The following is a 14,551-nucleotide window of genomic DNA, read 5'->3' as shown; positions in this document are numbered from 1 at the left end:
CACAGAGAATAAAAAAATAGATTCTAAACAAATGGGTGTTAGAAAAACTGACAGCTGGCAGGCATGGACAATGGAAAAATATTTGCTAAGAGACAAAAAAACTATCAATATCAATTTAAAATTATACCATATATAAAATAATTTATTATGAGGGTATTAAAATCATTCCTTGTTGTAATTCTCCTAACTGTTTTAAGTTCTGGTTACAGTCAAAAAATATATAAAGAAAATGACATTCAGATTATTCCTAAACCAAATCAATTATTGATTCGGTCGGGAATATTTGAATTTACAAAAGACACTAAGTTTGTTGCCAACAGCGATTTTCAAAAAGAAGCTGTAATGACTTTGGCAAACAAATTTGAACTTGCCGCTGCATTTCGTCCGGAGATTGTGACAAAAAATCCAACGACGAATTTTATTCAGTTTAAAACTGATCCAAACTTAAAAAATGAAGCATATATTTTAGATGTAAATCCGAACAGCATAATTATTTCTGCTAAAGGAAACGCAGGTTTTTTATATGGTTTAGAAAGCATCAGACAGTTACTTCCTGATGCAATAGAAAGCAAATATCCGGTTACTTCTGCAAAGTGGGAAATCCCAAGTGTTACCATAACTGATGAACCGCGCTTTAAATGGAGAGGTTTAATGCTCGATGTATCACGTCATTTCTTTGATAAAAACTATATTCTGGCAACAATTGATCGTTTAGCAATGCACAAAATGAATGTTTTGCACTTGCATCTGGTTGACGATCAGGGCTGGAGAATCGAAATTAAAAAATATCCAAAATTAACCGAAGTGGGTGCCTGGAGAGTAGATCAGGAAAATACAAGCTGGAATGCCAGATTAACAAACAATCCGGATGAAAAAGGAACGTACGGCGGATTTTTTACACAGGAAGAATTAAAAGAAATCGTAAAATACGCAGCCACAAAAAATATTGAAGTAATTCCTGAAATCGAAATGCCGGCTCACGTAAGCAGTGCCATTGCATCGTATCCAGAACTGGCTTGTTTTGATCAGCGTATCGGGGTTCCGTCTGGCGGTGTTTGGCCAATTACCGATATTTATTGTGCAGGAAAGGAATCTACATTTGAGTTTCTTCAAAATGTTTTAAATGAAGTGATGACTATTTTCCCTTCAAAATACATTCATATTGGAGGTGATGAAGCGACAAAAACCAATTGGGCAAAATGTCCGCATTGCCAGAAAAGAATCAAAGACGAAAACTTAAAAAATGTTGGTGAACTACAAAGTTATTTCATTAAGCGAATTGAAAAGTACGTTAACTCAAAAGGAAAAAAAATAATCGGCTGGGATGAAATTCTGGAAGGCGGTGCCAATGCATCTGCAACAATTATGAGCTGGCGTGGTGAGAAGATTGGTATTGAAGCAGCAGAAAAAGGCCACGATGTCATCATGACGCCTGAAACGCCTTGTTACCTGAACTTTTATCAAGGGCCTCAAAACGAAGAACCTTTGGCTTTTGATGCTTATAATCCGTTAAATAAAGTTTATGAGTTTGATGCTGCTTCAGGAATGACACCTACACAAGCGGCTCACGTTCTGGGCGGGCAAGGTAATTTATGGGCAGAATACATTACAGAACCAAAAGATTCAGAATACATGCTATTCCCAAGATTAGCTGCGTTGTCAGAAACATTGTGGAGCCCGAATGAATTGCGCAACTGGAATGATTTTACAGTAAGATTAACTTCATTATTAGGACGCTATGATTATCTGGGAATCAATTACGCAAAAAGTGCTTATTTGGTTACTGCTTCTTCAACGGCAGATTTAGGAAATAAACAGGTAAAAGTTGAATTAAAGAATGAATTTCCAAACCCGGATATTCGATATGTATTAGGTGATAAAGATCTAAATCATCATGCTGTAAAATATGTAAGCCCGATTACGTTTAAAGAGACTACAATTTTAAAAGCTTCTTTATTTCAAAATGATAAACCAATCGGAAAAACCTTTACCGATACGATTATTTTCCACAAAGCCGTTGCGCACAAAGTAAAATATTTAACACCTTACAATCAGAGTTATAAAGGTGATGCCAACACAATGGTAAATACAATCAGAGGTTCTAAAAACTTTCACGATGGACAATGGCAGGCATGGCTGGTAAACGATATGGAGCTTGTAATTGACCTTGAAAAAGAGGAAAGTATTGAACAGGTAAGTCTTGGCGCACTGGAAAGTCAGGGAGCCGGAGTTAATTTTCCTATTGAGGTGAAAGTGCTTGTGTCCAATGACGGGTTTAAATATGTTCAGGTTGGAAAAATAATCCGTCCGTATGCTGTAAACCCGATTCCGGAATTAAAAGATTTTAAAATCAATTTCCAAAAACAGAATGCCCGTTACGTAAAAGTAATTGCCAGTAACCTGAAGAAAACTCCGAAAGGAGAGAGTTCTTTTATGTTTTTTGATGAAATTCTAATAAATTGACTTTAATATTTGTTAGTGTTTAAATGTCTTCTAAGAAATTAAAAAATATAAATTATTAAATGTATAAGATATTTGAACTTTTAAACTAGTTCTTACTATAAAACATAAAATCTGGAATAAAAAAAATGAATAAAATACTATGTAAGCTCGGGATATTATTGATTTGCTTGATGCCGTTTTTTAATAGGGCACAAACCAAAGGATTTTCTATTTCTGATGGAGAATTTCGTCAGGATGGTAAAGTTATAAAAATACATTCTGGAGAAATGCACTACGAACGTATTCCCAGGGAGTATTGGAGGCATAGGTTACAAATGCTCAAAGCTATGGGTATGAATACTGTGGCTACTTATGTGTTTTGGAATTATCACGAAATAGAGCCAGGTGTATGGGATTTTGAGACCGGCAATAAAGATTTGGCAGAGTTTATTCGTATTGCAAAAAGCGAAGGATTGTTTGTAATTCTTAGACCAGGTCCATATGCATGTGGTGAGTGGGAATTCGGCGGATACCCTTGGTGGTTGCAAAACAATCCGGATTTAGTGATTCGTACAAACAACAAAGCCTTTTTGGAGGCTTGTAAAACTTATCTTGAGCATTTGTATGCAGAGGTTAAAGGACTTTTTGCTAGTCAGGGTGGGCCAATTATTATGGTTCAGGTTGAAAACGAATTTGGTTCTTATGTTTCGCAAAGAACAGATATTAAAGCCAGCGATCATAAACAGTATAAAACGGCTATTTATAATTTGCTTAAAGAAACTGGTTTTCAGGGATCATTTTTTACTTCGGATGGGACTTGGTTATTTGAAGGTGGTGCGGTTGAAGGGGTTTTGCCAACAGCAAATGGAGAAACCAATCTTGATAATTTAAAAAAACAGGTTAATAAGTATAACAAGGCTCAAGGACCGTATATGGTTGCAGAGTTTTATACGGGTTGGCTGGATCATTGGGCAGAACCATTTGTTAAAATAGGAAGCGATGAGATTGCAAGCCAAACCAAAAAGTATATAGATGCCGGGGTATCTTTTAATTATTACATGGTGCACGGAGGTACTAATTTTGGATTTACTTCTGGTGCTAATTATAATGAAGAAAGTCATATTCAGCCAGATCTTACGAGTTATGATTATGATGCCCCCATTAGTGAAGCAGGTTGGGCAACACCAAAATTCATGGCCATCCGCGAAGTGATGCAACAGTTCTCCAAAACAAAATTAGCTCCTATTCCTGAAAAAATACCATCTGTTAAATATCCTGATCAAGCTGTAAAAGCCAGTATGGATGTTTTGAATTGGATTAAAAAACAAAAGGCGATCGTTAGTGATCAACCTTTAACATTTGAAAAATTGGGTCAGGGAAATGGGTATGTTTTGTATCGAAAACGATTCACTCAACCCATCGTTGGTACTTTAAAAGTTGAAGGATTGAGAGACTTTGCTGTAGTTTATGTTAATGGAGTTAATGTTGGGGAATTAAACAGAGTTTTTAATAAATATGAATTGGCTGTTTCTATTCCTTTTAACGGTATTTTGGAAATCCTAGTCGAAAATATGGGGCGTATCAATTACGGAGCCGAAATAGTACATAACACCAAAGGAATTATTTCTCCAATTTTCATAAATGATTATGAAATTAGTGGTGGATGGGAAATGTATAAAATGCCAATGAATGAAGCTCCAGTTGTTAAAAATGAATCGGTTAAGCCTGGACGACCTGTTTTGTATGAAGCTGTAGTGACCATAGACAAACCAGCTGATACGTTTCTTGATATGACAGATTGGGGAAAGGGAATTGTATTTGTCAATGGGCATCATCTTGGAAGATATTGGAAAGTGGGACCACAACAAACGCTTTACGTGCCGGGTTGTTGGTTGAAATCAGGTCAAAATAGTATTGTCATTTATGATCAGCTCAATGAAAAACCACAAACGCACATCACTTTTACGAATGAGCCTATATTAGAAGAATTAAGAAAACCAGAAAATTAAAAAGCGGCAGTTTTGTACCAACAAATCTATTCTAAAAAAGTAACGAAAAAATAGTAATTTAAAATTAATAAAGGGAAAATGAAAAAAAGAATAGCAATCATAGCCTTATTATTTTCGGCACAATTGTTCTCACAGGCCATCTATGAAGACGAAAGATATGTACCCGAAACAGATCCGGCAGTGTTGAAAAATTTAGAGGAATGGCAGGGCAAAAAATTTGGCTTGTTAATGCACTGGGGAACTTACAGCCAATGGGGAATTGTAGAATCATGGTCAATCTGTCCGGAAGATTACGGATGGTGTGAACGAAAAAAAGGAAGTAATCCTGCTAATTATAATCAATATGTATCAGATTACGAAGGCTTAAAAAAAACATTTAATCCTGTAAAGTTTGATCCTGTAAAATGGGCAAAAGCAGCAAAGTACGCTGGAATGAAATACATGGTTTTTACCACAAAACATCATGACGGTTTTAATATGTACGACACTAAATATTCTGATTATAAAGTAACTGACAAAGAGTGTCCTTTTAGTACAAATGAAAAGGCAGATATTCTTAAAGAAGTTTTTAATGCTTTTAGAACTGAAAATATTTCAACTGGAGCCTATTTCTCTAAACCAGACTGGCATAACGAAAATTACTGGGATCCGTATTTTCCTCCATTCGACAGAAACGTAAATTATGATCCGGCTCTTTATCCGGAAAAATGGCAAAAATATGTTGATTTTACACACAATCAAATCTTAGAAATCCTTACCAATTATGGTAAAGTCGATATTTTATGGTTAGACGGAGGGTGGGTTCGTAAAAGAGACCAACAAAATATCAAAGAAAACTACGATGAAAAGTTTGCCGAAAACGAAGCTAAAAATGGTTTCATCAAACACAGAGTGGTAAATCAGGATCCAAAAATGGATGAATTGGTAGTAAAAGCGCGCCAGAAACAACCAGGTTTAATCGTAGTTGACAGAGCTGTTCATGGGATCAATCAAAACTATTTAACGCCGGAAAACAGAGTCCCTGAAAAAACGCTGCCATATCCCTGGGAATCTTGTATTACATCTGGTGGTGGGTGGTCTTACACTCCGGATGCTACCTATTTAACCGGTAGACAAGGTATTCACATGTTGATTGATGTTGTAGCAAAAGGCGGAAACTTATTGCTAAACGTTGCTCCAAGCCCGGAAGGAGAATGGCAGAAAGGTGCTTACGATTTATTGCAGGCTTACGGAGACTGGATGAAAGTAAACAGCACAGCAATTTACAATACAAAACCAATAGAGCCTTTTAAAGAAGATAATATTTGTTTAACACAAAATAAAGCGGGTAATGTATTTGCATTTTATTTGGCTAAAGAAGGAGAAGATAAAATTCCTGCAGAGGTTTCTGTAAAATCCATCAGTCCTAAAAAAGGAACAAAAATCACGATGTTAGGTTCTAAAACGTCATTGAAATGGGTAAAATCTGATAAAGGATTTACAGTAACTATTCCAGAAAGTTTAAGAAACAATCTGCCTGCAAAAGAAGCCTGGACTTTAAAAATCGAAGCGATTAACAGATAAAGCAAACCTATGGTTTTAAATACTAAAAATAAGTTTAACACAGCATGTATTTTTTACATGCTGTTTTTTAGCATAACCATTTTTGCACAGCAACCGGCAGATTTTGTCAATCCTCTTATCGGAACTTCAAATTACGGAGCTGCATTTCCGGGGCCAATTGCACCAAGAGGCATGGCAAGTATCAGTCCGTTTAATGTTGCTGGAGTTAAAAACACACCGATGGAAAAAGACAGTCAGTGGTTGTCTAATCCTTATGTAAATGAAAATACCTTTCTGACCGGATTTAGTCAGGTAAATTTAAGTGGAGTAGGTTGCCCCGAATTAGGGGTTATATTACTAATGCCAACAACAGGTGCTGTAGAAACCAATCATTTAAAATACGGTTCTACGTATTCTAAAGAAGTAGCCAAAGCAGCGTATTACAGCGTAAATATTGATAAATACAAGATCAAAGCAGAATTTACAGCTTCAAAACGAGTTGGAGTAAGCAGATTCACTTTCCCAAAAGGGGAATCAAACCTATTATTAAATCTTGGTTTAGGCTTAACCAATGAGGAAGGCGCTATGGTAAAAGTGGTGTCGCCAACTGAAATTGAAGGAATGAGAAGTGTTGGGTCATTTTGTTATAACAGTCCCGAAGAGGCGTATCCGGTTTACTTTGTGGCAAAATTTTCTAAACCGGCAGATAAATTTGGAGTTTGGAAAAAGCCCTCAAAATATGAAGGTGTCGAAGCGCAATGGATGACGTATAATGGAAAAACCCGAATGATGGAAAATACCATCAAAACGGTTGTAGGTGATAGTATCGGAACGTATTTCTCTTATAAATTTGATAAAGAAGAAACGGTTGAAGTTAAAATCGGAGTTTCATACGTAAGCATTGCCAACGCACGCGAAAACTTAGAACAAGAAACCGGAAACAAATCTTTTGACGCTGTTTACAAAGAAACCTATGACGAATGGAACGCGGCACTTTCTAAAATTTTAGTTGAAGGTGGATCCAAAGACGATAAAACTATTTTTTATACCGCTTTGTACCACACGCTGATTCATCCCAATACGTTAAATGATTTTAACGGAGAATACCCGGAAATCAAAAGAAGTAAAGTTGGTAAAACCAAGGGAACGCGTTACACCGTATTTTCACTTTGGGATACCTATAGAAATTTGCATCAGCTGATGTCTTTGGTTTATCCAAAACAACAATCCAATATGGTAAAAAGCATGCTGGAAATGTATGATGAAAATGGCTGGTTGCCAAAATGGGAATTGAATTCGACAGAGACTTTTACAATGGTTGGAGATCCGGCAAGTATTGTAATTGCCGATACTTATCTAAAGGGAATACGTGATTTTGATGTTCAGAAAGCCTACAAAGCCATGTTGAAAGGAGCTGACCAAATCGAAAATAATCCGCTTCGTCCGGGACTTAAAGAGTATATCCAAAAAGGATATTTAACGACTGATAATAAAGGACCGGTTTCTACAACTCAGGAATACAACGCTTCCGATTATTCGATTTCTCTTTTAGCGAAAGCATTAGGAAAAAAGGATGATGCAGAACGTTTTAAAAACCGCTCCTTATCCTACAGAAAATTATACGATAAAAATCTGAAACTACTTCGCCCAAGAACAGCAGACGGAAAATGGTATGAGCCTTTTGATCCGGTTTCTGGAGCAAATTTCGAAGAAAATGTTGGTTTTATCGAAGGAAATGCCTGGCAATATGCTTTTATGATGCCACACGATATTAAAGGTCTGATTAAATTAATGGGAGGTGAAAAAGCTTTCAGCAGTCAATTGCAAAAGGTATTTGACAGCAAACAATTTGATATGGCCAACGAACCCGATATTGCGTATCCTTATTTATTTAATTATATAAAAGGAGAAGAATACAAAAGTCAGGAATTGGTAAAAAAACTGGTTCAGGAATATTTTCAGAACAAACCAAAAGGTTTACCAGGAAATGACGATACCGGAACCATGTCTGCCTGGCTGGTCTATTCTATGATGGGAATTTATCCGATATCTCCGGGAGATCCGGTTTATACAATCACAACGCCAATGTTTGATAAAGTGACGATCAAATTAGATTCGGAATATTATCAAAAAGAAAGCATTGTAATTGAAAAAGAAGGCAACAAAGAAGGTAAAATAAATGCGATACAAATAGACGGAAAAGCACTGAACAGTTATTTCATTTCACACGAAGATCTGGTGAACGGAAAAATACTTAAAGTGATTCAAAAATAAAAAACACACAACTATGTTACAATTAAGAATAAAAAAAACAGCCATTATTTTTGTAATGGCTGTAGGTTTTTTTAACCAGGCCGGGGCACAAAAGAAATACCCATATCAGGATTCGAAAACACCGGTTGAAGACAGAGTAAAAGACTTGTTAAGCCGAATGAGTCTTGAGGAAAAAGTACGCCAGATGGATATGTACAAAGGAGAATATTTCAAAGAAAAAGAAGATTTCTCGAAGACAAAATCGGCATTGAAAATTGGAAATTTAGGAATTGGAGCGATTCATGATATTTACCCGCGTTCGGCAAAAATGATCAATGATTTGCAAACTAATGTTATTAAAGGAAACAGATGGGGAATTCCTGCACTTATTATGTGCGAGATGCTTCACGGTTATCTGGATGACGGAAGCACGGCTTTCCCAATGAATATTGGTCTTGGCGCAACCTGGGACACAGAAACGATTGGCAAAGTAGGGCAGGTTATTGCCAAAGAAGCCAGAGCACACGGAGTTCATTTTGGTCTGGGACCGAATTTAGATCTTGGCCGTGAACCACGTTGGGGAAGAGTTGCAGAAACTTTTGGTGAAGATGCATATTTAAACAGCGAAATTGGTTTGGCTTTCATTAAAGGAATGCAGGGAGACGATTTAACTTCAGACAAATCGATAATTGCAGAGCCAAAGCACTTTGCTGTACATGGTATTCCGCAGGCGGGTGGAAATTCTTCCCCAATTTTAGTAGGAGAACGTTCGGCACGAGAAGACCATTTACCATCATTTGAAAAAGCATTCAGAAAAGGCGGGGCTTTAGGAACAATGTGCGCGTATTCAGAATTAGACGGAATTCCTTGTGCCGCCAACCACTGGCTCCTGACAGATGTTTTGAGAAAAGAATGGGGGTTTAAAGGAATAGTAGTTTCAGATTTAGGAGCTATCAAATACCTTCAGACCACTCATTACGTTACCGATTCTCCAAAAGAAAGCATCAGGACAGCCATCCAGTCTGGTGTTGATATGCAATTTTATGATTTCACAAATGAGTTCTGGCAAAAAACGGTTATTGAACTGGTGAATGAAAAGAAACTAACAATGGAAGATATTGACCGTGCTGCGGGAGGAGTTTTGCGCCTGAAATTTTTATTAGGACTATTTGAAAATCCGTACACAGCAAGTAACTTAATCAAAGATCGTTTTCATACCAAAGAAAATCAGGAGATTGCCCTGGAAGCAGGACATAAGTCTATGGTTTTATTAAAGAATGAAAACAATACATTGCCTTTAAATAAAGATATAAAAAATGTTGCCGTTATTGGACCAAACGCAAATGCATCAAGATTAGGAGGATATTCGGTTCATAATAAAGTAGGAACAACAGTTTTAGAAGGTATAAAACAAGTTGTTGGAAAAAATACAAATGTACTTTATGAAGAAGGAGTTCCTTTGATTGTAATGGGACAGGTTATTCCGTCAAAATATTTATTTACTCCGGATGAAGCTCAAAACGGATTGAAAGGTGAATATTTCAATAACAGAAATGTAGAAGGAACTCCAGTATTAACTCGCATCGATAATCAATTGGAGTTTGACTGGCCCTGGTCTCCAGGAACAGGAGTTTCAGATGATGATTTTTCTATTCGCTGGACGGGTTACATTAAATCAGATAAAGCTTTTGACGGCTGGTTAGGTTTAAGTTCTGATGACGGAATCAGAATGTGGATTGACGATCAATTGGTAATCGACAACTGGACAAAAGGAGCAACCAGTATTGTAACAACTCCAAAAAATATCGAAGCAGGCAAAAAATACAAAGTCCGTATCGAAATGTGGGAAGGCGGCTGGGGTGCCAGAGCACACTTGCGTTGGAATTTAGAAAGAGTGAATTTGCAACCGGCAATCGACGCAGCTAAAAAAGCAGATGTTGCGATTGTGGTTTTAGGAGAATCAAACGAATTGGTTGAAGAAAACAGAGATGTTGCGACTTTAGATTTACACGGAATGCAACAAGAATTGATCGAAGCCATCCAAAAAACAGGAACTCCGGTAGTTTGTGTATTGTTAAACGGCCGTCCGCTTTCTGTAAACTGGATCAACGATAATATTCCTGCCATTGTCGAAGGCTGGTTTCCCGGTGAAGCAGGAGGAAAGGCTGTGGCCGATGTCTTGTTTGGAAATTATAACCCGGGCGGAAGACTACCTATTACCTTTCCTAAATCAGTTGGGCAGCTACCTATATATTACAACCAAAAACCATCTGCAATACACCGTTATGTCAGCGAAAGCGAAAATCCGCTTTACACGTTCGGATATGGCTTGAGTTATACGAAGTTTGAATATTCAAATTTTGTTGTCAATACGAATGAAATTAAACCTGATGGAGCATTGAAAATTAGTGTAGATGTTAAAAATATTGGGAATTATGGAGGAGATGAGGTGGTACAGTTATACATCAATGATGTTTACAGTAGCGTAACTACACCAAGAAAAACACTCAAAGCTTTTAAAAGGTTATTCATCGAAAAAGGTGAAACAAAAAAAGTTGAATTTGTCTTGACTCCTGACGAACTATCTGTCTGGAACAGAGATATGAAGAGAGTAGTCGAGCCAGGTGACTTTGAAGTTATGGTTGGAGGGAATTCTGCTGATGTACTAAAAACAAGCTTCAGGGTTTCATATTGATATGGAGAATTGCAGGATTTATATGTTTTTGATTGAAAAAGGGATTATTCTCTAATAAAATCAATAATTGTTTTAAAAAAATACTTGATATTATTGAAAAAGTGAGTTTTTTTATTTTTAAAGAAGAGATTTTAAAATAAAAATTCCCCTACGCCTTTTCAAAATTGTCATTTGTCGAAATAATGATTTAATTAACAAAACGATATTTAAATTTAACATGTTATTAACTCAAAAAACAATTAAACTATGAATCAAAAAGTACTAAAATTACTGTTCTTGTTTTTCCTGTTTGGTTTTCAGAATCTTCAGGCTCAGACAGCGACTGTAAAAGGAACAATCACAGATGCTGAGGGAATGCCAATTCCCGGAGTGAATGTGAATGTTAAAGGAACTAAAACTAATACATCATCCGATTTTGATGGTAAATACAGTATTGAGGTTCCCAATCAATCCGCAATTTTGATGTTTTCGTATGTTGGTTCTGCTACAAAAGAGGTTCCTGTTGCAGGACTAACTACTATTAATGTAGCTTTAAGTCCAGACAGTCAACAATTAGGAGAAGTTGTTGTTACTGCACTTGGACAATCAAAAGAGAAAAAGGCTTTAGGATATGCTACCAGTGTCATTAAATCTGATGAACTCGTTAAAACAGGTTCACCTACTATTGCTAATGCTTTGTATGGTAAAGCACCAGGGGTGCGTATTAATTCCTCGCCAGGAGGTAATGGTGTAATTAATATCACCATTCGTGGACTTAACTCTATTAAAGGTAAAACGAATCCACTTATAGTTCTTGATGGTGTGCCAATTCGTGACGGAGAGGCTAAAAATAACGACTATTGGACAGATTCCCGTATGAGAAGTAATGGATTAGCAGATATTAATCCGGAAGATATTGAGAATATCTCTATCCTTAAGGGAGCTTCTGCTGCTGCATTATATGGTTCTGAGGCTGTAAACGGGGTGGTATTAATTACATCTAAATCAGGTAAAGGGAAGAAAGGCTTAGGCATAGATTTTAGTACTAGTTATGCAGTGAATAAAATAGCATACCTGCCCAGATTTCAATATGAAAGAGGACCAGGCTATTCTAATAATAATTATGCTTCTTCAGGATTTGTCCTACCGGATGGTTTTGCCCATTATGATACTGATGGTGATGGTATTAATGAGACACGAGGTGTTTCGGGTGCAAGTCAATCTAATTTTGGTATGTGGTTTGATGGTCAGCCTATTATGTCTTGGGATGGAGTCGTTCGTCCTTATTCAGCTCAAAAAGACGGCTACAAAAATATGTTCCAAAATTCTTGGGACGGAGTAACAAATGTTGCAGTTTCTAATAACAAGGATAATAGCAGCATTCGTTTTTCTTATACGCACAATGAATCACAAGCGTTGACTATGGGGAATAGGAATAAAAAAAATACGCTTAATTTAAATGCATCATTTAATGCTGGTAAGTATTCGAAAACAGATGTAATTGTGAGTTATATGAATCAAAATATTCATAATCGTGCAATTCTTATGGATCGTTTGGTAAATAACTTTGCAGGTATGATGAGCCCGTTTGATAATGGTGATTGGTACAAAGCTAAATACAAGACCAGTTTAGGATATAAATATGTTCAAGGTAATCCTAATTCAAATCAAAGTTTGACTCCAAGTGAAAATATCATCCGTAATGGTTTCAAATCTGATATTGGAGATTATTTTTGGAATACGAATGAAAATTCAAGTGATGAAATCACAAATCGTTTAATGGCAAGTGTTACAGAGACGCTCACACTTTATAAAGATTTGAAAGTCCGCGGACGTGTTTCTACTGATTTAACCTCAATTAATACTGAAAACAAAAATCCTGTAGAAAGACCTTTAATTTATGGAACAGGCCCGGGTGCTTTTTCAATGATATCAAATGATTACAATGTTCTTTACGGAGATATGATGTTGATTTACAACAAAAAAATCAATGATAATTTTGAGGTGGGGGCTCAAGCTGGGTATAATGCAACTAAAGAAACGGGTTTTTCTTTATCTAGGTCAACTGATGGAGGTTTAAGTGTTGAAGGTTGGTATGACTTGAATGCCTCGGTTAATAGCCCTACAAGTAGTAATAAAAGATATACACTTTTAAAAGATGCTATATTTGGAACTATCAACGGAAGCTATAAAAATTACCTATTCCTTGAAGGGACTATAAGAAAGGATCGTACTTCTACAATGCATCCTGATAACAACACATTTACATATCCTTCAGTCAACTCCTCTTTTGTATTGTCTGAAGCGGTCAAATTGCCAGAAGTAATCAGTTATGCAAAATTACGTGCTTCCTGGGGAATTGTGGGTAACTATCCTGAAATTTATAAGTCTAATGTAGCTTTTAATCAAAATACATTAGGAAATCAGGGAACAACTGCTCCGGTACTGATTACTACTTCAAATGCGCTTTATGGAAATGAGGGTATTAAACCCGAGATGAAAGATGAGGTTGAAATAGGTTTCGAAACTAAATTCTTTGGCAGAAGACTGGGGTTGGATTTTTCATACTATAGTGCAAAAGTTAAAGATCAAATTTTAGACATGACATTGGCATCAACTACAGGAGCGACTTCTATTTTAGCTAATGTAGGTGATTTAACTAATCAGGGTATTGAAATCTCATTGACTGGTTCTCCAATACAGACAGATTATTTTTCTTGGGATATTACTTTAAACTGGGCAAAAAATAATAATAAAATTGAAAAATTAGCTAATGGAGCAACTGAATATTTACACGCTGATTATGATGGGTCTGCTGCTCAATTGAAATCAGTAGTAGGTCAGCCAATGGGGGGGATTTACGCACATCCAGTTAAGACAGATGCCAGTGGAAATAAAATGGTTGATGGTGATGGATTTTATATGATTGATGGGGATAAATGGGAAAAATATGGAACTGCCACACCTAAAGGAGTAGGAGGGATATTGAATTCCTTTACTTATAAAGATTTTACTTTGGATGTTAATATGGATTATTCTTACGGAGGTTATTTAATGCCAACAGGTATTAATTGGATGACTGCAAGAGGGCTAACAGAAAAAAGCTTGAATTATAGTACTAATGAGCGTGGAGGTTTAACTTATTATATGGATAGTAATGGTAAAGGGGTTCAGGTTTCAAACAGTTCTACAAGTGGCCCCACTGGTCAAACATTATATCGAGATGGTATGTTGATGAATGGTGTGACAGCAGATGGTCAAGAAAATACTAATATTATCTCTCAGGCAGGTTATTATAACATGACTTATAACTGGGGAGGACCTCAATACAGTAGTTCACGTTATGAATTGTATATCGTGAAAAACGATTACATTAAAATGAGAGAAATATCATTGGCTTATAATATGCCAATTGCTTGGGCTAGTAAAATTGGTGCTACTAAATTAAGTTTTTCAGCTTTTGGACGTAATTTATTCTATATCTATAGAACAATTAAGGATATGGATGCCGAAGGAACTGTTGCGGGAACTAGATGGGAACAAAACGTTAACAATGCAGGATTGACTCCATCTACCAGAAGTTTTGGATTAATGATGAGAGCATCTTTTTAATTTGATAAAGCATAATTTT

General features: G+C 36.4%; 6 protein-coding genes. All 6 read left to right on the top strand.

From position 1 onward, the window contains the following. Positions 1-147: 147 nt before the first annotated feature. On the top strand, positions 148-2,463 hold the full coding sequence (locus DMB65_RS19050) for a beta-N-acetylhexosaminidase (RefSeq protein ID WP_110308223.1): 2,316 nt from the start codon (positions 148-150) through the stop codon (positions 2,461-2,463). A gap of 125 nt (positions 2,464-2,588) precedes the next feature. Continuing rightward, complete coding sequence (locus DMB65_RS19045; RefSeq protein WP_110308222.1) at positions 2,589-4,451, top strand: glycoside hydrolase family 35 protein; 1,863 nt, start codon at positions 2,589-2,591, stop codon at positions 4,449-4,451. A 78-nt stretch (positions 4,452-4,529) separates the two neighbouring features. Beyond that, the gene (locus DMB65_RS19040) at positions 4,530-6,014 is read left to right on the top strand and encodes an alpha-L-fucosidase (RefSeq protein WP_110308221.1); all 1,485 of its coding nucleotides are present in this window, start codon (positions 4,530-4,532) and stop codon (positions 6,012-6,014) included. 9 nt (positions 6,015-6,023) lie between these two features. Continuing rightward, positions 6,024-8,267 carry a GH92 family glycosyl hydrolase gene (locus tag DMB65_RS19035; protein WP_110308220.1) on the top strand — a complete coding sequence of 748 codons (2,244 nt, stop codon included), beginning with the start codon at positions 6,024-6,026 and terminating at the stop codon, positions 8,265-8,267. A gap of 13 nt (positions 8,268-8,280) precedes the next feature. Continuing rightward, entirely contained in the window at positions 8,281-10,941 is a 2,661-nt protein-coding gene (locus DMB65_RS19030) for a glycoside hydrolase family 3 N-terminal domain-containing protein (RefSeq protein ID WP_110308219.1), read from the top strand. Between the two features lie 246 nt (positions 10,942-11,187). Beyond that, the gene (locus DMB65_RS19025) at positions 11,188-14,532 is read left to right on the top strand and encodes a SusC/RagA family TonB-linked outer membrane protein (protein WP_110308218.1); all 3,345 of its coding nucleotides are present in this window, start codon (positions 11,188-11,190) and stop codon (positions 14,530-14,532) included. Positions 14,533-14,551 lie beyond the last annotated feature (19 nt).

The organism is Flavobacterium cheongpyeongense (assembly GCF_003202435.1).
Taxonomy (GTDB): Bacteria; Bacteroidota; Bacteroidia; order Flavobacteriales; family Flavobacteriaceae; genus Flavobacterium; species Flavobacterium cheongpyeongense.
Note: the sequence above shows the minus strand (reverse complement) of the source record. Positions and strands in the feature narration are given on the sequence as shown.